Source organism: Rugosimonospora africana, from assembly GCF_016862975.1.
GTDB classification, from domain to species: Bacteria; Actinomycetota; Actinomycetes; order Mycobacteriales; family Micromonosporaceae; genus Rugosimonospora; species Rugosimonospora africana.
In genome coordinates this window covers 24,510-45,421 of the sequence record NZ_BONZ01000088.1, presented here as the reverse complement: position 1 = coordinate 45,421, position 20,912 = coordinate 24,510, and the positions used below count along the sequence as shown (strand labels likewise).

General features: G+C 68.0%; 17 protein-coding genes. 5 read left to right on the top strand and 12 right to left on the bottom strand.

What is annotated here, in order from left to right; all coding sequences use genetic code 11:
* Positions 1-40 precede the first annotated feature (40 nt).
* Entirely contained in the window at positions 41-940 is a 900-nt protein-coding gene (locus tag Raf01_RS40810) for a siderophore-interacting protein (RefSeq protein ID WP_203923497.1), read from the bottom strand.
* The gene (locus tag Raf01_RS40805; protein ID WP_203923496.1) at positions 937-2,004 is read right to left on the bottom strand and encodes an iron-siderophore ABC transporter substrate-binding protein; all 1,068 of its coding nucleotides are present in this window, start codon (positions 2,002-2,004) and stop codon (positions 937-939) included. Before Raf01_RS40805 ends, Raf01_RS40810 begins: the two co-directional genes overlap by 4 nt.
* A 262-nt stretch (positions 2,005-2,266) precedes the next feature.
* Here Raf01_RS40805 and Raf01_RS40800 point away from each other — a divergent pair, with 262 nt between their 5' ends.
* Positions 2,267-2,854, top strand: a complete 588-nt coding sequence (locus Raf01_RS40800) for a GrpB family protein (protein ID WP_203923495.1) — start codon at positions 2,267-2,269, stop codon at positions 2,852-2,854.
* Between the two features lie 97 nt (positions 2,855-2,951).
* Here Raf01_RS40800 and Raf01_RS40795 read toward each other — a convergent pair whose 3' ends face one another.
* Entirely contained in the window at positions 2,952-3,326 is a 375-nt protein-coding gene (locus tag Raf01_RS40795) for an STAS domain-containing protein (RefSeq protein ID WP_203923494.1), read from the bottom strand.
* Positions 3,327-3,569: 243 nt separating this feature from the next.
* On the opposite strand from Raf01_RS40795, the gene Raf01_RS40790 reads away from it, so the two are divergent.
* The 3 genes from Raf01_RS40790 (at position 3,570) to Raf01_RS40780 (ending at position 7,618) form a co-directional block, all read left to right on the top strand.
* The gene (locus Raf01_RS40790) at positions 3,570-3,983 is read left to right on the top strand and encodes a hypothetical protein (RefSeq protein WP_203923493.1); all 414 of its coding nucleotides are present in this window, start codon (positions 3,570-3,572) and stop codon (positions 3,981-3,983) included.
* The gene (locus Raf01_RS40785; RefSeq protein ID WP_203923492.1) at positions 3,980-6,835 is read left to right on the top strand and encodes a P-loop NTPase; all 2,856 of its coding nucleotides are present in this window, start codon (positions 3,980-3,982) and stop codon (positions 6,833-6,835) included. The genes Raf01_RS40790 and Raf01_RS40785 overlap by 4 nt, the downstream gene beginning before the upstream one ends.
* A 132-nt stretch (positions 6,836-6,967) precedes the next feature.
* Positions 6,968-7,618 carry a hypothetical protein gene (locus Raf01_RS40780; protein ID WP_203923491.1) on the top strand — a complete coding sequence of 217 codons (651 nt, stop codon included), beginning with the start codon at positions 6,968-6,970 and terminating at the stop codon, positions 7,616-7,618.
* Between the two features lie 88 nt (positions 7,619-7,706).
* On the opposite strand, the gene Raf01_RS40775 is transcribed toward Raf01_RS40780, so the two are convergent.
* The 7 genes from Raf01_RS40775 to Raf01_RS40745 form a co-directional block, all read right to left on the bottom strand.
* Complete coding sequence (locus Raf01_RS40775) at positions 7,707-8,396, bottom strand: PIG-L deacetylase family protein (RefSeq protein WP_203923490.1); 690 nt, start codon at positions 8,394-8,396, stop codon at positions 7,707-7,709.
* Positions 8,397-8,424: 28 nt separating this feature from the next.
* Positions 8,425-9,306, bottom strand: coding sequence for a carbohydrate ABC transporter permease (locus Raf01_RS40770; RefSeq protein ID WP_203923489.1), 882 nt, complete (start codon positions 9,304-9,306; stop codon positions 8,425-8,427).
* Positions 9,306-10,202, bottom strand: a complete 897-nt coding sequence (locus Raf01_RS40765) for a carbohydrate ABC transporter permease (protein ID WP_203923488.1) — start codon at positions 10,200-10,202, stop codon at positions 9,306-9,308. Before Raf01_RS40765 ends, Raf01_RS40770 begins: the two co-directional genes overlap by 1 nt.
* Positions 10,203-10,346: 144 nt before the next feature.
* The gene (locus Raf01_RS40760) at positions 10,347-11,645 is read right to left on the bottom strand and encodes an extracellular solute-binding protein (RefSeq protein ID WP_203923487.1); all 1,299 of its coding nucleotides are present in this window, start codon (positions 11,643-11,645) and stop codon (positions 10,347-10,349) included.
* Between the two features lie 31 nt (positions 11,646-11,676).
* Positions 11,677-12,651 (bottom strand): GNAT family N-acetyltransferase, encoded by a 975-nt coding sequence (locus Raf01_RS40755; protein ID WP_203923486.1) that lies wholly within the window; start codon positions 12,649-12,651, stop codon positions 11,677-11,679.
* 137 nt (positions 12,652-12,788) lie between these two features.
* Positions 12,789-13,991, bottom strand: coding sequence for an exo-beta-N-acetylmuramidase NamZ family protein (locus Raf01_RS40750; protein WP_203923485.1), 1,203 nt, complete (start codon positions 13,989-13,991; stop codon positions 12,789-12,791).
* A gap of 57 nt (positions 13,992-14,048) precedes the next feature.
* Positions 14,049-14,921 carry a MurR/RpiR family transcriptional regulator gene (locus tag Raf01_RS40745; RefSeq protein ID WP_203923484.1) on the bottom strand — a complete coding sequence of 291 codons (873 nt, stop codon included), beginning with the start codon at positions 14,919-14,921 and terminating at the stop codon, positions 14,049-14,051.
* Positions 14,922-14,994: 73 nt separating this feature from the next.
* Here Raf01_RS40745 and Raf01_RS40740 point away from each other — a divergent pair, with 73 nt between their 5' ends.
* Positions 14,995-15,999, top strand: coding sequence for an N-acetylglucosamine kinase (locus tag Raf01_RS40740; RefSeq protein WP_203923483.1), 1,005 nt, complete (start codon positions 14,995-14,997; stop codon positions 15,997-15,999).
* A gap of 102 nt (positions 16,000-16,101) precedes the next feature.
* Here Raf01_RS40740 and Raf01_RS40735 read toward each other — a convergent pair whose 3' ends face one another.
* Both Raf01_RS40735 and Raf01_RS40730 read right to left on the bottom strand, forming a co-directional pair.
* The gene (locus Raf01_RS40735) at positions 16,102-17,670 is read right to left on the bottom strand and encodes a multicopper oxidase family protein (protein ID WP_203923482.1); all 1,569 of its coding nucleotides are present in this window, start codon (positions 17,668-17,670) and stop codon (positions 16,102-16,104) included.
* A gap of 226 nt (positions 17,671-17,896) precedes the next feature.
* Positions 17,897-20,680 carry an AfsR/SARP family transcriptional regulator gene (locus Raf01_RS40730; protein WP_203923481.1) on the bottom strand — a complete coding sequence of 928 codons (2,784 nt, stop codon included), beginning with the start codon at positions 20,678-20,680 and terminating at the stop codon, positions 17,897-17,899.
* Between the last annotated feature and the right edge of the window lie 232 nt (positions 20,681-20,912).

The window sequence follows — 20,912 nt, the reverse complement described above, 5'->3', positions numbered from 1 at the left end:
TTTCACTGGTGTGCTAGCAAGTCGCGAGCGCGCGACAGGGTCAGAGCCCGGCCTGTTCCAGCGCATCGTCGAGCATGTCGATGACGTCGTCTTCGGACTTCCCGTCGCGGATGCCGGCCGTCCAGAGTTCCTCCATCCGCGCCTCGACCGAGCGGTACCGGGCGAGCCACGCCTCCTGCTCGGCCCGCCAGTACCCGATGATGTCGAACCGGGACGCGGCCAGGTGCCAGCTGGTGCGCGCGTGCTTTCGGATCGTGCGGGCGATCCCGGCCTCGGCGGCCGACCAGACGTAGCACGGGGACGCGGGGAGCGCGAGCGCGCGCACCGCACCGGTGAGCGCGCTCGGGCCGACCCCGTTCCCGCTGCCCACCAGCCACTGGACCGACAGGTCCGCGGCACACCGCCACCGCTGGACGTCAGCGCTCTCGGGCACCTCGGCGAGCACGTGCGCCCGGGCACCGGCCGGGAGGGTCTCCACGATCCGTGCCAGGGCGGGAAGGCCGGCGAGGTCGGCGACCAGCAGCCGCCACGCGGTGTCGGCCGGGGGCCGGTACCAGCCGGTGTCGGCGTGGACATAAACGACGGCTCCGGCCCTGGCCCGCCGGGCCCACTCGGTGGCCACCCCGGCGGCGTGCAGCGCGAAGTCCACGACCAGTTCGCCGTGCCGCGGGTCCCAGTCCCGCACGGTGTAGCTGCGCAGTTCGGGGCACCTCGTCCCGTCGGGGTACCCGCGCGACCCGTCCACCGTCACCGGCGGGGTGGGCTCGTCCTCACCGGGCGACGGGAGGGCGATGATGACCCGCTGATCGGCGTGCCCGGTCGCGGCGAAACCGCGCAGTTCGTCGCCGCCGAACCGGATCCGCATCAGGCTCGGGCTGACCGGCTCCGCCGAACACACCCGCGCGCGCCGGTAGTCTTCGCGCCGGTCCCGGCCGGTCACGCGGGTACCTTCGTCGCCGGATCGCCGTCGACGGCGGCGGACAGCTGCGGGACCAGGTGCTGAAGCACGTACGGCAGGCTCAGCACCGAGGCGAACGAGATGGCGTTGCCGTAGTCGGCGGACTGGTCGACGAGGACCTCGCGCCCGTCCCGCACGACCGGTTGCCGCGAGTACAGCGTGCCGTCGTGCAGCGCCGTCGTGTCGGCCGCCGGGTTGTCCAGCAGCCACACCAGCGCGTCGGTATCGAGCAGGGCGGCGCGCTCCGGGCTGATGCTTCGCCCGTAGCTGTCGCCGGTGACGGCGACGAGGTCGGCCGGGAACGTGAAGCCGAGCCCGGTCAGCAGCCGCGTGCGCGGGTCGTCGCGACCGTAGACGAAGTAGCCCTCGTACGGGGTGACCATGGCCGCGGTCTTCCCGGCGAACTCGGGGTGTGCCTCGCGTGCCGCGGCGAAGTCGTCCTTCACCCCGTCGACCAGGCGCTGGGCCTCGGCCTGCTTGCCCACCGCCCTGCCGACGGTCAGCGTGGCCTGATCCCAGCCGATGCCGAAGTCGGGTACGCCGGCCGGAGGCGCGACCGTCGCGGCAATCGCGGACAGGGTGGTGTAGTCCTTCTGGGTCACGCCGGAGTACAGGGCCAGGATCAGGTCCGGGTGCAGCGCGGCGATCTTCTCGAACTGGATGCCGTCGGCGTCGTCCAGCACGGTAGGTGCCGGCGCGCCGCCCAGCGACCGCTTGGCCCACGGGCCGATCTCACCAGGGTAGGCGCCGAGCCACTTCGTGGTCGCGATCGGAACGACACCCAGCGCCAGCAAGGCGTCCTGCTCGGTCAGCCCGACCGCGACGATCCGCTTCGGTTGAGCCTTGATCGTCGTACTGCCGAACTTGTGCGCGATCGTCACCGGGAACGTGGCGGCGGACGAGGAGCCGGCGCCCGGTACGCCGGAAACCCGCCCACCGTTCGGCGAGCACGCGGCTGCCGCCACGAGCACCGCGGTTGCCGCGAGCACGGCCAGCTTTCGCGGGAACAGGTGGCGGCCGGGGGTCGCGGCGGTCAGCGACGTCATGCGAAGGGGTCCTCCGGTCGGTGAGCCGCCGGCGCGCACGGAATCCACGCTCCGCCGCCTGCGGCTAGTAAGGTAAGGCACACCTAATTTAGGGTAGACTAACAAGGAGCGCAAGAGGCCGGCGACACGCACATCCACCGGGCTTGCCGGCGGGCGTGAGCACGAGGTTTCCTGCCAGACGACACCCCTGCCGGACGACGCCCCGCCGGGCCACGCGGCAAACACCTGGACGTCTCCGCCGGGTAGCGCTAACTTGCGACGGATGCGCGCCTACGAGGAGATCACCCGGCACCGCGACCCCGACCCGTCCGAAAACCCGTGGGTCGTCGGGCCACCCGCGCACGAGACGGTGACGATCGTCCCCTACGACCCGCAGTGGCCACGCCGCTACCAGACCCTCGCCGCGCAGATCCGCGCGGCACTCGGCGACGTCGCTCTGGGCGTCGAACACGTCGGATCGACATCCATCGAAGGGCTGGCCGCCAAGGATGTCATCGACATCGACCTCACTGTCGCCGACCCGCGGCAAGAAGACAGATACGTCCCGGCACTCGAACGCCTCGGCTACGTCCTGGTCATCCGGGAACCGTCATTCCACGAACACCGCTGCCTGAGGTTCCCCGATCCACCGGTAAACCTGCACGTGTTCGGCCCGGACAGCCCGGAGGCGATCCGGCACCGCATGTTCCGCGACTGGCTGCGGGCGCATCCGGACGATCGCGCGCTCTACGAGGAAGCGAAACGCTCGGCGATCCCCGGGGGCGGGAACGTCATGGACTACAACGCCCGCAAGCAACGGATCATCCGTGACATCTACGACCGGCTCTTCCGCGCGGCGGGCATGCTGTAGGCGAGGGCCGGCCATCCGCACGCCACCACCGTCGCCAATCAGCCTCAGGCGTCCGACAACCTGCGCAGGCTGCGCCCCAGCGCGTCATCATCGACTGTCATGCCACGTCCGCCAGTGACATCGCCTGCCGCACCGTCGCGATCACCCGCAACTGCCCGCCCAGGCGCAACGCCTCGGTCATCAACCGCAACGAGACGGGCGGGTCAACCACCACCAGGGACCGCCCGCGCCGGCGCATCCGGGCGCTCGCGTCGATCAACACGTCCAGGCCACGCAGGCCGACGAACCGGTCCGGGCCAGCCATGACCAGAAGGCACCGCACGGCTTCGTCGCGGCACAGGCGCGCCAGCCTCATCCGGGCGGCACCCTCGGTGGCCAGATCCAGGTCCGCCAGCAACCGCACGCACATCACGCCGTCGTCGGCGTCGCGCGTCTCTTCCCAGAGACCGCCGACCAGCAACCATTGATTCATAGACAACACAGCCGGTACCTCCGCTCATCGTGCTGTCGTTCGCCATCAGTGGAACGTCCAGCACCGCGGACACACGGCGGCACCTTCGAGTTTCGCGTGAGACGCTGGGCTCTCCCGCCGACACTACGCCGTCAGTCGCCATCGGCAACCGCAGTGCGTGATGTGCCGGCGACTCATCGGGTGGCATACGACCGCCGCCGGTCGTGCGCTGGCTGGTTACCCTGGGCGCATAGGGAGGCGACGATGAATGTGCCGGACACTGTGGAGACCGAGTTCGCGAAGGTCGTGGTACAGGCCGCCGCGAGCGGGATGATCGCTCTGGCGAAGAAGCTGCCGGCCCTGTTCCGCAGGCAGGGTTTCCGACGGGAGGAGTTCGTAGCGGCGGAGCTGGAGCGTACACGTGCCAGCCTGCTCGCCGCCGGCGAAGACGACGGGCGGCAGCTCGTCCGCCAGGAGGCAGCCTGGGAGGTTCTGGTGCGCGGCCTGCTCACCGAGCACCCGGACGCGGCCGCCGAGGTGTCCGCGCTGTCCGCGGAGATCCGTGCCGCGCTGTCCGCGGCGCCACGCACCGTGTACCAGCAGTACGTGAGCGGTGGCAGTGCCGGTGCGCAGGGCCCTGGCGCCACGGCCGTCGTGTATCACCGGCCCGAGGCATGACGCCCGAGTACCACCAGCACGTCGCCCCCGGCGGATACGGGGTGCAGGGGCCGGGTGCTCGGCTCACCATCCACCACACCGGGCCCCGATACCATCTGTGCCGGTTCGAGCCGGTGCCGCCGACCCCGGTCGAGCGACTTCGGCACTGGCTCGACCAGCCCGGTAGCCTGCTGCGTGAACATCGCCAGGTCGTCCCGTTCACGGCCCGCGGGGAGCTGATCCGGGAACTGGACGGTTGGCGTGACCAGCCCGACGCGCCCGCCGCCCTGCTGCTGCACGCCGCCGGCGGCCAGGGCAAGACCCGCCTGGCCCGGCACGCCTGCACCCGCTGGCGGGAGGCGGGCTGGGCGGCGGTGTGGGCGCACCACGCCACCGATCCGCCGGCCGCAGAGACGGCCGGACCGCCTGCACCCGACCGACCGATGCTGCTGGTGGTCGACTACGCCGAGCGGTGGCCGGCCGTGGACCTGACCCGGCTGCTGCACGACCAGCTCGCGCCGCGCCGCGCACCGACCCGGGTTCTGCTGCTGGCCCGGTCGATCGAGTGGTGGCCGCGGATCGCGGCCGAGCTGGACAAGCTGGATATGCGCGGCCACGTCCGGCCGCTGCCGCCCCTCGCGATCAGCGACGGCGAGCGCGCCCGGCTGCTCGCCCAGGCTCGCGACCGGTACGCGGAGATCTACCGGTATCCCGACCCGTCCGCGGTAGCGCTGCCAACGATGACCGGAGCCGACGCCGGACAGGTGCTGAGCATCCACATGGCGGCGCTGGCCGCGGTGGACGCGGCCAGCCGCGCGGCCCGGCCACCGGGGCATCTTGCGGACGTGACCGCGTACCTGCTGCTGCGGGAGCGCGAGTACTGGGCCAAGCTCTACGGCGACGAGCGGGTAACCGCAATCGCCCGGACCACCTTTGTGGCCGCGCTGACAGGCCAACTGGCCAACGCAATCGCTGCGTCCACAGTGGACAGTACCGGGCTGCCCGCGGCCACCGGGCTGCCCGCGCAGCAGCTCCTCGACGCTCACCGGCGCTGCTACCCGGGCCTGGACGGTAACGCGCTGGAGCCGCTGTACCCGGACCGCCTCGCCGAGGACTTCATCGCATTGAACCTGCCCGGGCACGACGAAGGGTATCCGGCGGACCCGTGGTGCGGCGAGCTGCTGGTGGCCGCAGGCGATCCGGCCCGCCCCGGCCGCCTGTTCGCCCGGGGCACCGGCAACGGCCTCGCGCCGTACACCGGTCGAGCGCTGACGTTCCTAGCCGCGTCGGCGGCGCGTTGGCCGCAGGCCGGCCGGTACCTGGCGCAGCTGTTGTCCGCCGATCCCGCCATCGCCATGGACGCGGGCGGTGCCGCGCTGGCCGCGGTGGCCGCCGCCGCCGACCCGGCGCTGCTGGTGCGCCTGGCCGAGCAGCTACCCGAGCGCCCGCACGCCGACCTCGACGCGGCCGCGGCGCTACTGACCGAGCGCGCCACCAGGTACCTGCTGGCCGGCGAGACCGACGACGCCAAACGAGCGCAGCTGAAGCATGACCTGAGTTGGCGCTACGCCCAGGCCGGACAGGCGGCGGCCGCCCTCGGCCCGGCGCGGGAGTCCGTCACGCTCTACCGCACGCTGGCCGCCGACGACGCCGCCTACCGGGGCAAGCTGGCCAACGCGCTCGACAATCTCGGCAACCGGCTGGATGACATCGGGGAGTACGCCGAGGCCGCCCGCGTCACCGAGCAGGCCGTCGGGCATCTGGAGGCGCTCGCGACCGCTGACCCCGCCGCGGTACCGACCCTGGCGACCTGCCTGGACAATCTCGCGAACCGGCTCAAGCACCTCGGCCAGGACGACCAGGCGCTGCGGCTCAACGGCCAGGCCGTGGAGTTGCTGCGCACTGTCAGCCGGGCCGCCCCCGCGCTCCGGCCGCACCATCTCGCCATCGCGCTGAACAACCGCGCCGCGCTGCTCCTCAAGCTCGCCCAACGGCACGCCGGCAGCGCTACGCGGAAAGGGCAAGCGAAGGCAGGCAACAGGCGGGAAGGTGAAGGCGAGCAAGGCGGGCACACGGCGGGCTTTGTCGAGCTGCTGGCCGAGGCCAGGGCGGCGGCCGAAGAGGCGCGTGACCGGTACCGCGCGCTGGCCGCGGCGGACGGCGACACGTACCTACCGGGGCTGGCCCGGTCCCTGGCCAACCTCGCCACGGCCATCTCGGGAGACGGCGACCACGCCGGTGCCGCGCGCCTGCTACGCGGGGCCGTCGACGCGTTCCAGACCCTCGTCGCGCGTAATCCCGCGTACGTTCCCGACCTGGTCGGTGGGCTGTTCAACCTCGGCTGGACGCAGATTCAGGCCGGTCAGCGTCGCGAGGCCCTGAACACGCTGCGCGAGGCCCTTGGTACGCTGACCGCCCACCCGGTACCGGCCAACCGTGAGGTGTACGCGCAGCAGCTCACCTTGATCCTGCGCACACTCGCCGCAGTCGCCAGTCCCGATCTTGACGAGATCATGCCCGACATCCAGGCGCTGGTCACCGCGCTGCACACCGCCTCCCGCGCGACGGAGGGCGCCGATACCGACGACCGGCACTGGTTGGCGCCACCGCCGGTGCGGGACCTGCTACGCAAGCTGGCGTCCGAATCCCTGTTCACCTCGATTGACCGGCTCGCCGACCAGTTCGGCACCGACCTCGAGACCGCTCGCTGGACAGTGGCGCAGTACGCCGATGCCAGACAATGGGCCGCCTGGCGTACCGCACCCGGCGGGCAGGCCCTGCCACTTACCGGTGACATGCTGCTCGCGCTCCAACCGCACGACCGGTTCTGGCTAGGGCTGGCAATGCCGACACCCGGCCATACCGCGAAATGAACACCTTGACAAGCATGAGGAAGGCGGGGCATGGGCAGGTCAACGCGGAGGGCCACCGGGAAGGGTCGGACCAGGCCCGCACCGCAGCCAGCTACCCCGCCCGGCACATCCGACCGGCACGACGACCGAGCGGTGAGCAAAGGCCGGTCAACCACTGAGCCCACCGAACGGCGCGATGACGCGACACCACTGCACGTATGGTTCCGTCGTGCCGACCACAGCCCGGTAGGCTCCGGCTACCTGGCATTCGCCGCGGTCCTCACCGCGCCCATCGTCGGATTGATCGCCGGCAAGTACGCCGGATGCCCCCAACAGGCCACCGGCGCGGCACATGTCGCGCTCTCGGCCGTCGTCGGCGTGCCCGCGGGCTTAGGTCTCGGCACCTTGGCAATGATCGTCCAGAGCCTGGGCATTCCGCCAATGCGTACCGAGCGAAGCTCGCGCACGATACGCCGGGTGGTGGAGCGAGCGGGAATCGCCGCTGTCTACGGAACCTTCATCACCGCGACCGCAGCCATTGCGGCTCTCGGGGCCAACGACCAGTCGTGCTCCCCCGACCTGCTCGAGATGTTCGGAAACGGCGCGACCTGGGGAACGCTCGCCGGCCTGGGTATCAGCCTACCCACGCTGATCCGGAGCATCTCTGCCGATCTCCTGGAGGCAAGGAGCGGCAACGGAAGGATCGAAATGGTCCGGACCTTGGCAGTGGGCATCGTTCTGGCGACCCTTACCGCCTGCATCTACACCAGCGGTCTCCTGCACGGGTCCGGCTGGCCGAAGTGACCGGCACCTCCATCAGGTCCGGCCACATCGACCAGGCTTCCGCACGGCGTATGGCTTCGACCGAGCATGTGGGTCGACGGCGTTGCTGTCACGGTCCGGCGAGTTGGAACTTGGAGCTTCCCCCCACGGCGAAGCCGCACGCCCTGTCGGTACCGGCCAGGCAGCCCTTCGCCGACATCATGGCGGTGTAGTAGTCGATGTACCGGAAACCATAAGTCTCACCGCGGGCGAACGCTTGGTTCTGGATCGCGGTCCGCCACCGTTGGAAGGCGCCGTCGGGGATGGGCACATAGAGATCGGGTGCGAAACCCTCGGCGTCCTCCCAGTTGTCAGCGTGCAGGAGCTGCCTCACCCCGTGACGACCGAGAGGACTGTCCACCGGCAGCGAGGCGAGAAACCGTGCACGCTCGACAAGGATCGCGGTGCGCTCGTGATCGCGGTGAATACTGTTTCGCCAGTGGGTGATGACGATGTCTGGCTTTTCCGCCCGGATGATGTCGGCGATCTGGTTGGCTGCTTCGTCGTCGTCGGGCAGGAACCCGTCGGAGTAGTCAAGCACACGGAACTGCGCGCCGATGTCCTCGGCGAACTGCTCACCCTCGCGCACCTTCTGGGTGCGGTATTCCTCAGGGCTGAGACGGGGGTGGCCCCGCTCACCGTAGGTGCACGCGAGAATGATCGCGCGGTCGCCGTCATCGACCATCTTGGCGAGTGTTGGCCCTGCGGTAAGATCCATGTCACCGATGTGGCCACCGACAGCGAGAACTGTCCTGCTCACGCTAGCTCCGTTTCCATCTGGTTCGCGACTACTTCATTCCGCTCAGTACCACGCCGCGGACGTAGTACCTCTGCAGGAAAAGGAATGTGATGAGCACCGGAAGGATGCTGATGATGATGCCGGCCATGACGATCGGCGTGGTCCGGTTCGGGTCGATGAAGCTCTGCAACTGCTGAATGCCGACGGGGAGCGTCATCAGGTCGGGGTTCGTCGACGCGATCAGCGATGTCCAGATGTATTCGTTCCACTGGCCGACGAACGTGATGAGGCCGAGGGTGATGGCCACGGGGCCGGTCTGCGGGAGGATGATGTTGTAGAACAGGCGCCATTCACCAGCCCCGTCAAGCCGAGCCGCCTCCAGCATCTCTTCGGGGACAGCGATCATGAATTGGCGCATCAGGAATATCCCGAAGCCACTCACCAGGAACGGGAGCATCAGCGAGACGATGTTGGTGGTCATGCCGCCGTCACCGTTTTGGCCGATGATGTTGTTCCCGCCGGCCAGCGGCCAGTTCAACATGATGATGAAGTCGGGGATCAGCAGCAGGAACGGGGGAAGCATCATCGTGGCCAGGATGAACCGGAAGATGACGTCCCTGCCGCGGAAGCGTAGCTTGGCCAGCGCGTAGCCGCCCATCGCCGAAGTCACCAGCACAGACGCGGTGACCGCCGCGGTCACGATCACGCTGTTCAGAAACAACCGGCCCAACTGCAGCTGGTCGAATGCCGCACCGTAGTTGCTCCAGGTGAAGTGGTGCGGGAGAAAGTGGTACGGGAGAATCCCGTACTCGCCCGGACCCTTGAACGAGCTGGAGAGCATGTCCAAGAACGGCAGGGCCATGAGCAGTCCGCCGATCGCGACGACGCTGTACGAGAACCAAGGAGTGCGGCTTCGCCTGTTGCGGGCCATCAGTCGTCGTCTCCTGCTCGTCGACTGATCCACAGTTGGATCAGAGTGATGATGAAGATGATGACGAAGAGCACCATCGCCATCGCACTTGCCGTGCCCCAGGCGCCGAACCGGAAGGCTTGCTGGTACATCTCAAAGGCGGCGACGTTCGTGGCGTTGGCAGGTCCGCCGTCCTTGGTCATCACGATGATGAGAGCGAACGACTGCATCCCCGCAATGCATTGCGTGATGAACACGAACAGCAGCGACGGACGCAGCAACGGGAGCGTGATACCCCAGAACGTCCTCCAACTGTTCGCGCCATCGATCTCCGCGGCCTCGTAGATGGTGCGGTCGATCGCCTTGATGCCGGCGGTAAGGATGAGCACCGCGGCGCCTATGGACGCCCACGCTTGCACGACGGCGACCGACGGCAGGGCCTCGTGCGGATCGGAGAGAAACCCGATGGAATTGACGTGCAGCAGGTTGAGGATTCCGTTGATGAGGCCGGACGGCTGATACATCATCTTCCACACGTTGCCGACCGCGACGACGGTCGCGACGACCGGCAGGAAGTAGAGGAATCGCCAGAAGCCCTGGAACCGCAGGCGCTCGATGCACTGCGCGACCACCAACGACCCGACGACCGCCAGGATCACGGACAGGGCCGCGAACACCAGGGTGTTCACCAGGATGGGCGAGACGAAGGTGCTGTGGAGGTTGAGGATGTCGCGGTAGTTCTTCACCCCGATGAACTTGATCTGCGTGAGGTCGTAGCCGCCCCACTGGGACAGCGACAGGAAGATCGCGAAGAGGGACGGCAGTATCAGAAAGACCATGAAGAACAGCAGGGAAGGCGCCAGGAAGAGGTAACCGGCCCTACCCTGTCTCCGCAAGCGTCGCGACCGTGGCGCCACCGGTGGCGCCGCGGCGCCCTGCCTGGCCGACGCCTGGCGCGTCGCGGCCGCGTACGTTCCTGTCATATGCGTCGGCTCCCACCTGGCAAGGCTGTCGGTCCGCGGTGACGGGGCGACGGGTCCCCGCCCCGTCACCGCGGGACACTACTTACGGTTGATCTCGGCGATCAGATCGTTGAACGTACGATCGACCGGAGCGTGGTTGACGAGAATCTTGTCGAGCGCGTTGTGCAGCGAAGTCTTGGCCTTGTAGCCGTTGGCCGCGTTGGACTCGGCCATCGCATAGTCCGCGGCCTGATAGATAGGCGTGAGGTTCGGGTCGGCGGCCTGCAGCTTCGCACCGAGGATGTCGGCGTCGGCCTTCCGCGGGGGGATGAGGCCATTCGTGGCGAGGAAGTCCCCCATCTCCGTGACGCCCTGCGTGTTCTTGTTCGAGTTCAACCAGGTGAGGAACTGCCACGCCTGCTGCTTGTGCTTGCTTCGGGCGTTCACCCCGGTGAAGAACGCATACGCCAGCGACCCCTTCTTACCCGCCTCGGGGCCGGGCACCGGGGCAGTGCCGACGTTCTTGTAGTCGCCCTTCATCTGGGTCTTCAGGCTGCCGATCCACCAACCGGCCTGGATCGCCATGGCCACCCCGTTGCTCGGGAAGTTCTTGGTCGGCATGATCGAGGTCGTCGTGGAGCCGGACTTGACGAGGTCGGACTCCAGTTGCATGACAGACTTCGCATTGTCGTCCAGTGCCGATTCGCCGCCGGGCTTGAGGAACGTGCTGCCGGTGGAGTTGAGCAGGGACAGGAACGGGTGGGCGGTCTGGTTGTCGCCGTCCTGGATCAGGCTCAGCCCTTCCACCTTGTAGTTGCCGGACGAATCCTTCTTGGTGGTCTTCTCCGCGATGTCTTTGAGCTCAGCCCAGGTGGACGGTGGCTTGGTATAGCCGGCGTCGGCGAGCAGCTTCTTGTTGTAGAACAGCACGTACGTGTTGAATTCCGTCGGGTAGCCGAACACCTGCCCGCTTCCCGAGGTGACAGCGGCCGCCGCCGCCGGGCTGTAGTTCCCCGCTATGTCCTTGGCGACGTCGGCGGGTGGCTTGTCCAGCACACCGTTGGCTGCGAGCTGGCCGCCCCACAGGGCGTACGAGCTCAGGATGTCCGCTCCCCTGCCGCCGGTCTGTCGAACGTTGAGCGTGGTGAGCAGATCGTCGAACTTCACCGTCTGCTGCTTGACCTGTACGTCCGGATGCGACGAGTTCCATTCGTTGATGAGCTTGGAGATGCCGCCCTTCATGGGCTCGTCGCCGTAGTGGCTCAGGAAGGTAAGGGTGACTTTGCCGTTGGCGCTGCCGGAGCCACCTCCGCAAGCCGACAGCACGAGCGCTGCGGCACCGGCGACGAGCGCGAACCTGGCGGTTCGGCCAGGTCGGCCGAACAGTGCTGGTCTCATGATCTTCCTCTCGGTGCTGTGGATCCGCGTGTCACACCACGAGCGGCGCGTGCAGAACCGCGAAGGTGCGGGTAATCGCGAAGCCGGTCTTCGCGTACAGGTGACCTGCCGGGGAGCTCTTTTCGGTCCACAGGAACCAGGCGCTGTGTGCCCCCAGCGCCCGCATCCGCTCCAGGGTCAGGTGAAGCAGGATTTCTCCGAGACCGGTACCGCGGCTCTCGGGCAGAACACCGAACGGCCCGAAGCGTTCGAGGACGTTCTCGTAGGTACCGTGCATCGCCCAGCCGAGCATCAAGCCATCCGGGTCGCGTACCGTGATGATGCGTTCGAGCGGCTGCCCACCGAGCACACCCTCACGGACGCCTCTCCCCCAGTCCGGGTTGAAGCGGCTCCCGGCGATGGCGATCAGGTCGACCAGATCGTCGCCGCTTGGTGACCCGAAGGTCCAGCCTTCCGCCTGCAGCGTGGCGACGCGCTTGCCGATGCGCTCCGGCAGTTGGTAGTCGTTGAGACTTCGGTCCATGGCGACGCACTCGTACTGAGTGGTGAAACCCAGCGAGGCGAGCAGCTGCGCGGCTGCGGGATAGCGGGCCGCGTCCAGTCCCGGGAGGAAGTAGTTGGGTGTGTACGACGAGAAGTACGCAGTCTTGGCGCCCTTGGTCGCCAGCCACTCCATCGCGGCGCGCACGAGCCGCGCACCGAGGCCCTGGCGACGCGCCTGAGGAACCACGAAGAAGAACGGAATCCAGCCCGAACTCGTTTCCAGATCCGCTCCGTCGGCGGGGATGAGGCGGCGCACGCCGTAGGCGGCACCGACAATGCGACCGTCCCGCTCGGCAACGAACAGGCCCGCGGCGTCGAAGTTGCGGTCGAGCAGGAACATGTCGCGGAAGCGGTCGTAGGTGATGCCGTCTCCCGGCGCCGCCGCCGTCCAGGCTCCGGCGATCGCTGGCCCGTCTCCCGGATGGAACCTTCTGATCGTCGCAATGGAGTGGGGCTGCGTCATCGATCCTCCCCGCTGCACGTTCAGTCCCGTGCATCGTCGATCATGGCCGTTGGACGAAAATTGTCTTCGCGTCAGCAAGCGAAGTCAAGAAGTTTCACCAGATGGACGCACTCGGGTACTGATTTACACGGGCGCGGTTACGCAGCGGAAGGGCGTCGATAGAGCAGAACGTCGTCGCCGTAGACAGCGTTGACGGCACGAGTACCTGGGTGGAGCGCAAGGGCGGACCGTCCCGCCTGCACGGCCTCGCGCAACCCCGCCGATCCCCAGAGCCGGTCGACGGCGTGGCCACGCTCGGGCGCATCCACCCGTTCACCTGGTGGCAGGAAGCCGAACTGGTCCGGGTACAGGTCGGCGACGGCATCAAGCATGATGAGCGCCGTTGCGACAGGATCGAACACAGCCCGGTCAGTGACGTGTAGCTGGACGCCGCGGACGGTCTGCCCGGCGTACTTGTGGAAGGTCGGGGTGAACCAGATCTCCCGGAACATGACACCGGCGGTCTCGGTCTCACGCAAGCGCCTCGCCAGGCGTCCGTCGATATAGGGTGCACCTATCAGCTCGAACGGCCGGGTCGTGCCACGCCCCTCACTGAGATTGGTCCCTTCGAACAGCCCGGTGCCGCAAAAGGCGAACGCCGTATCAAGGGTGGGCATGTTCGGCGACGGCGCAACCCAGGGTAGCTGCGTGTCATCGAAGTCGGTGGCCGCTTCCCAGCTGGACATTCGCACGACATCGAGGTCGACACGAAGGCCCTGGGCGGGTAGTTCCCTGCTGTTGAACAGGCGCGCGAGCTCGCCGGCCGTCAGACCATGCCGGACATGGATGTCGCTGCGGCCAACGAAGCTGGCATGCCCCGCCACGTCCAGGCCCGGGCCTGAGACCACCGCCCCGCCGAGGGGATTCGGTCGGTCGAGCACGACGAAGCGGACACCGGTTCGCCCCGCCGTCTGCATGCAGTCGTACATCGACCAGATGTACGTGTAGAAGCGAACCCCGAGGTCCTGCATGTCGAACACGATCGTGTCGACACCCGACGCGGCGACGAGTTCGTCCAGCTCGGTGCCGTTGCTCAGGTACGTCTCGAAGATGGGCAGCCCAGTACTCGCGTCGCGAGCGTTGACCTCCGTCTGCCCGGCCTGCACGGAACCGTTCAGCCCATGCTCAGGGCCGAACAGAGCCGTGACAGGGGCACCGGCGGCCACCAGCGCGTCGACGCTACGACCGAGGTCCGGCGTCGTTCCGGTGAAGTTGGTGAGCAGGCCGATACGGGTGCCCCCGAGGATTCCGGGGTTCGCGAGAGCGACCTCCACGCCGGTACGGGTACGTTGCGCTGTCATGCCCTTCCTTCCACTATCCGTACGCCGCGGTGGCCGGCACCCAGATCGCGGCACGGATCAGTGCCGGTCGTCGCGCAGCTCCCTGACGATCTCGTACGTGCTCTTCAGCGCCTGCACGGTGTGGTCATAGCGGCTACGGGCGACGGCGACGAACAGGTAGTCCACGATGGTCAGCTGAGCGATTCGACTCGCCATCGCGCCCGACCGGAACGTCGTCTCTCTGACCGCGGTACGCAGCACGCTGTCGGCACATCCCGCCAATGGCGATTCCGCTACGTTCGTGACAGCGACCGTGTAGGCGCCGCTCTCGCTCGCGCCACGCAGAAACGCGCTCGTCTCCCTGGTCCTGCCGCTGTGCGAGAACCCGATCGCCACGTCGTCCGCGCTGAGCAGGGCCACCGAGACCATGGCATCGTGAGCGTCGTGAAACGCCAGCGCGACATGGCCAATCCGCAGTAGCTTCTGAGCCAGGTCCTGAGCGCCGGCGTTGCTCGCACCCACGCCGAACAGCACGACACGTCTGGCGCGTTCCAGCTTACGCACCACACGCCGCAGCACGTCGAAGTCGATGCTGTCAGCGGTCTCGCGGATACCGAGGATCTCGCTGCTCGCGATCTTGGCGACCATCTCCGCGAGCGTGTCGGACGGGCTGATGTCCGCGCCGTAGCTGCTCGGCTCGCCGATGCCAAACTCAGCGGCCTCCTTGGCCAACTCGGCCGCCATCTGCAACTTCAGCTGTGAGAAGCCGGTAAACCCGATGGCGCGGCAAAATCGCACGACTGACGCCTCAGAGGTGTCGCACGCCCGCGCGACTTCGCTGATGGACTTCTCGACCACCAGTTGTGGCCGATCGATAATCGCCTCTGCGACCCGGCGCATCGTGGGGGGAAGGGAGCCTGCCCGCGCTTGGATGTTGGTCTGGATGCTCACGGGTGAGAGCCCAATGACATGGTTCGCCCACGCCCTGTCTGTCCGATCGGAACCCCGAGGTCGGTGCCATGGTATGGACGCGCTCGATCATGTGTCAATGACTTTCGCCAGGCATGCCGCTGTTGTAAGTTCCCTTCATCCACCCCTGATGGAAGAGATCGTGACCAGACAAGCGGCACCGAGCTACATCGCCATCGACCTCGGCAAGACGCACTGCCGGGTCAAACTGCGCCGAGCCTCGACAACCACCGAACTACGGGGAGCCGGCTTCCCCGGATTCGCCGCCGCCGGCAACGTCAACCTCGCACTCGATGCCATCCAGCCGCTCGTCTCCACCATCATGGACGAGGGCCCGGACATCGTCGGGCTGGGAGCCGGGGCAGCGGGCGTCGAATCCAATCCCGACGCCGCCCGCGAGGCGGCGCAACGCATCCGATCGCTCTGGGGATTCGATGTCGTCATCGCATCCGACGTCCTCACCGCACACATCGGCGCGTTCGGCGCAGGACCAGGCACCGTACTGGTGGCAGGGACCGGCTCGGTCGCCTACCGCGTCGACGCCGACGGCACGGTCAGCCGCTCGGACGGGTGGGGCCCCTGGCTCGGCGACGAGGGCAGCGGCAGATGGATCGGCCAAGCCGGACTCGCCTGCGCACTGCGCTCCGCCGACCGGCGCGGACCTCACACGTCCCTCGAAGACGATGCTCGTGCCATCGCCGGCGACATCCGCCACGTTCCCCACGCCGTCACCGGCGGCACAGACGTCGCTCGGGCGTTGGCGTCGTTCGCGCCGGTCGTCCTCGCGCGGGCCACAGCCGGCGACGTGGTCGCCGGCGGCATCGTGCGCAAGGCCGCACGTCGCCTCGCGCAGACCGCATCGTCGATCGCCGACCCCCGCTTGCCGGTGAGCGTGGTCGGCGGGCTCACCAACGACACCTCCTTCCTGCGACTCCTGCTCAACGAACTCGCCCTCCGCGACCTCACAACGCGCCGTCCCGCCGGAACCTCGTTGGACGGAGCCGAAATGCTTGCCGCCCACCGGGACCTCCCCCACGAAAAGCACGCAATCCGTGTCTGACCTAACTTGATCGGGATGACGTGACTTTCCACGACGGCGGCCAGAATCTGCCCGCGGCGAGCAGTTGCGGCTGCCTCACCGCCAAGGCGACGCCTCGGTTCATCACTCGACCGCGACATTGGCCATCATCGCCATATCCTCGTGTTCAAGGTTGTGGCAATGGAACACGTACACGCCGGGGTACTCGGTGAACCGTGCCAGCACCTGGCCGTCCTCGCCCGGCGCCAGGTCGAAGGTGTCCTTCCAACCCCCGTCCGTGGGGCGCAGGCCACCCGTACGCGCGATGATCTTGAACTGCACAAGATGAAGGTGCACCGGATGGTGCGCGCTGGTGCTGATCTTCCAGATCTCGGTGGCGCCGAGCTTCGGGTTCGCGTCGACCCGGTGAAGATCGAATGGTTTGTTGTTTATCTCCCACGGGTCGCCGCCGGAAAACCGCATCGCGCGAGTACCGCTGGCCCGATCCGGTGTCAGCGCGTCGAACTCGCTCATGTCAGCCAGGACTCCGGGCACCCAGCTGTCATCGGCCTCTTCACGCACCACGCGAAACTGCATCACCACGGTCGTCGGGCCCGAGCCTGCCCGGTTGATCAGCGTGACCCGGTCACCCACCCGGTACTGCCCGAAGTCGATGACCACGTCGAAGCGCTCGGCTTGGGCGATCGGAACGAGGTCATGCCCCACCGGGCGGTCCAGCAGCCCACCGTCACTGCCCACCTGGATGAAATGCGGGCCGTCGGCGGGCGGCGGATCCAGCGCAAGCTCGAACCGGCGGGCGTTGGACGCATTGAGGATCCGGAACCGGTAGCGGGTGTTCGACACTTCGAGGAACGGCCACGGCACGCCGTTGACAAGGATGGTGTCGCCCAGCACACCGTCGTGGTACCTGCTGGACACCCCGGCCTCATGTTGCAGGCTGGGACCTGTCGACGGGTACTTCAGCTGCCCGTCGCCGTCGAACGCCCGGTCCACGATCATGAGCAGCTGATCCTTGTCGCCGCCCGGCAGCGGCAGTCGTGTCTCTTCGTCGTCGTACACCAGGTGGAAGCCAGCCAGGCCGCGGTACACCTGCGGTCCGGTAAAACCCATTCGGTGATCGTGGTACCACAGTGTGGCCGCACGCTGGTTCAGCGGGTACACGTAATCCCGGTATTCGTAGGAGACCTGATAGTCGCTCGGCGACATGGTCATGCCCACGTACCGGCCCAGATCCGGAAGACTGCCACCGGTCCGCACGATCGCGTCGGTCGGGTACCCGTCGCTGTCCGCTGGAGTGTGGCCTCCATGCAGGTGGGGCGTGGTCGGCACCGGCAGCTCGTTGATGTGACGCACCACCGTCCGGCGCCCGCTCCGGCTGACGATGGTCGGGCCTGGAAAGAGACCGTCGTAGCCCCAGATCGTCGTTCGCGTTCCCGGGAGCATCCGCGCTGAGCCGGCACGCGCAGTGACCTCGTAGTAGTCGGTGGTGCCATCGACTGACGCGGGCCGCAGCACCGGCGGCTGCGGCAGCGGCACCGCGAAGTACGGCGGCCGCGGTCCGTCACTGTTCAACTGGGTACCGGTAACGGAGCCGGTATCACAGTCCCCGGCCGACGCCGCGGTGCCCGACAGGACCAGCCCCGCACCCACCGCGCTCGCGTATCGCATCAGTTCACGCCGGCTGTAGCCCATCGGTCGCCCGCCTCCCGTCGAAGCACTAGTCCTCGCAGGACATCCCCAGCAAATGCACCGCCAATCCGTCCTCTACGGCCTTACTTGAAGGAGATCGTGCCCGCGTTCGAGCACTATTCGGAGCGGCTGCCCAGTATCGCTGGACCGGCAGACGAGGATCGGCACACGCGTCGTCCACAGCACAGTCATGGTGTGGTCGCGGCTGGGTCGAGCCGCGGAAGCACGGTCACCGGTAGATTCGATCGAGGTGCTGCTGTACCCGGTCGGCGTCGGCAACCCGCCGCTGGGTGCGGTACATCGTGAGAGCCTGGCCCCAGTCGTGCGCCGCCTCGTCAAGGTCACCGAGGTCACGATGCACCTCACCGAGCTGGTCCAACGAGTCGGCCTCACCATAGGCGTTGCCCAGCTTGCGGAACATCCGTAGGGCCTCGCGGTAGTAGGTCAGTGCGCTGTCGAGCTGGCCGGTGCGGTGGACGATGTAGCCGAGGCTGTCGAGAGTGTGCGCCTCACCGTCGTGGTCGGCGTGCCGGCGACATAACTCCAGCGCTCGTACGCAGTGGTCGTGAGCTTGCTCGTACTGGCCGAGCTGGGCCTCGTACCAACCGACGGTGTTGAGCGCGTCGGCCTTCCACACCGGGTCGTCGAGGAATTCGTGCAAGTCCAGGCCCCGCTGGGCGTGACGCAGCGCTCGCGGGAAGTCTCCGGACAGTCCACAGTTTCCGGCCAGAGCGCTGTGGGCGTGTGCCTGGCTGATGATGTCACCGGCCTCCTCGGCCAAGGTGAGCGCCCGGCGCAAATGCTGGATGGACTCCTGGTGTCGGCCAATGCGGGCGCACGCGTGACCGAGCAGCCGATAAGCCCGGGTCTGTGCCGTGGGATCGCCGATCCTGTCGGTGGCGGCCGCCCCGGCCCGCCAGGCGCGCAGGTCGTCGTCCACGAGCCCCTGTCGCTGGTGGAACGTGTTCAGCGTCCAAGCCAGCTGCCACACCGCGCGGTCCCACCCGGACGTCGCTGCCGCATCCTGGACAGCCACCAGGCAGGCATGTTCGGCAGAGAACCAGGCCAACGCCTCGGCCGGATCCGACACGGGCAGCACCGGGCCGTCAAACGGGTCCACCTCGATCGGCGGGCGGTGCGGATCGAGCAAACGATCGCTGGCATGCGCGGCATGCACGTAGAAGTCGGCCAGCCTGCGTGCGGCCGCCTCACGCTCGCCGGCTGACAGGTCGATCACGGCGCGCTCGCCCGCGTACAGCCGGATCAGGTCGTGCATCCGCCATCGTCCTTCGACGTGCTGCTGGACCAGGGACTGGCGCTCCAACGCGCGCAACGCCGCGCGTGTCTCGTCGGTAGCCAGGCCGGCCAGAGCACAGGCGGCGGTCAAGCTGATGTCCGGACCCGGCGCCGCCCCGAGCAGCGCGAACAACCTTGCCAGTTCGAATGGCAGAGAGGCGTAGGACCACGACATGACGGCACGAAGGCTCGCCTGCGGGTCGCTGTCGTCCAGGGCCTGCAGCCGCGTGGCCGTGTCCCGGAGTTCCGCGGCGATCTCCGCCAGCTGCGCCTGGGGCTGTGTCACCACGCGGGCGGCGGTGACACTGAGCGCGAGCGGTAGGCCCCCGCATGCGGACAGCAGGGTGGCCAGCGCGTCCGGCTCGCCGGTCAGTCGGTGCTCGCCCAGACGGCCGGCGAGCAGATCCCGGGCCGCCGACTCTGCCAGCACATCGAGGAGCATCGGGTGGGCGGTGTGGGCGCTGATCAGACCGGTCAGACGATTCCGGCTGGTCACGATCACCATGCAGGACAGCGAGCCGGGCAGTAGGTCCACGACCTGGGCGGTGTCGCGTGCGTTGTCGAGCACGATCAGCATCCGCCGGGCTGCGACCAGGCTGCGATACAGGCCGACCTGCGCCGCCAACTCCCTCGGGATCGCGTCGGGAGCGACCCCGAGGGCGATCAGCAGCCCGCGTACCGCGGTGGCCGTCGACATCGGCCGCTGGGTCGGATCGAAGCCGTGCAGATTGACGAACAGCTGCCCGTCCGGGAAACGGTCCCGATGCAGATGGCCCCAGTGCAGGGCAAGCCAGGTCTTGCCGATGCCGCCGGCCCCGACGATCATCGCGATCACGTCGCTGCCGACGGCCTCAGCCTGCGTTCCGTCGAGCATCTTCGTCAGCTCGGCCAGCTCACTGGCTCGTGCGGTGAACCACCTTGGCGCGGCCGGAAGCTGCGCCGGTACGCCGGCCGGGCTGTGGGGGACGGTGACCAGTCCCCGATCGCCGCGGAGCATCCTGTCCTGCAACGCGCGCAGTTCAGGCCCGGGATCGACGCCGAGGTCCTCGGACAGGCGGGCACACAGCCTCCGGTAGGCGCTCAGAGCGTCTTCGTGGCGGTCACAGCGGTAGAGGGCGAGCATCAGCTGACCGGTCAGCCGTTCCCGGTACGGCTGCTCCTCTACCAGTTCGGATATCTCGTCGATCACCTCCCGGTGCCGACCAGCTGCCAGTTCGGCTTCGAACATGAGTTCTGCGGCGGACATCCGCAGTTCAGCCAGTTCGGAGCCAACCCGGATGCGCAGCCGAGGCGACGCGGTGTCCGCCAGCAGCGGGCCCCGCCACAGCGAGATGGCCTGACGCAGAAGTTCCACCCGCTCGTCGCCTTCGGTGGCCTGCGCCCGCCCGATCAGCTCCCGGAACCGGTGAGTGTCGACTCGGTCCGGGTCGACCCGGACCGAGTACCCGCCAGCGTCGCCGACCAGGTCGATGACCGAAGGGTCATGGCCACCGGGGGCGAGAGCGGCTCGGAGCCGGGAGACGTGGGTATGCAGACTCGCGCGGGCGGCCGGAGGAGGCTCGCCCTCCCACAACAGGTCGATCAACCGGTCGATCGAGATCGGTCGGTTGGGTTGGAGCAACAACACGCCGAGCAGGCAACGCTCGCGTCGTCGCTTAAGCTCCAGCAGCCGGCCGCCGCTGGCTATCTCCAATCGCCCCAGTAACCGAAACTCCACGATCCCTTCCCCGCTACCGGGCCAGCGCCGATCACCGATCGTCACTCGCCGACGGCACCCCAAGGCACCCAGGTGAGCAAGGATACAGCCGCGCCACAGGTGACATCAGCATCGCGGCTGGAGCCGACCCCACCCGACCGCTGCCGCGGCTACCCACGCGCCCGGCCACGAACTGCAACGCTACCGGGGCGTCCAGAGCCTCGACGACGTCAAGGGGCGTCAGCCCCGCCAC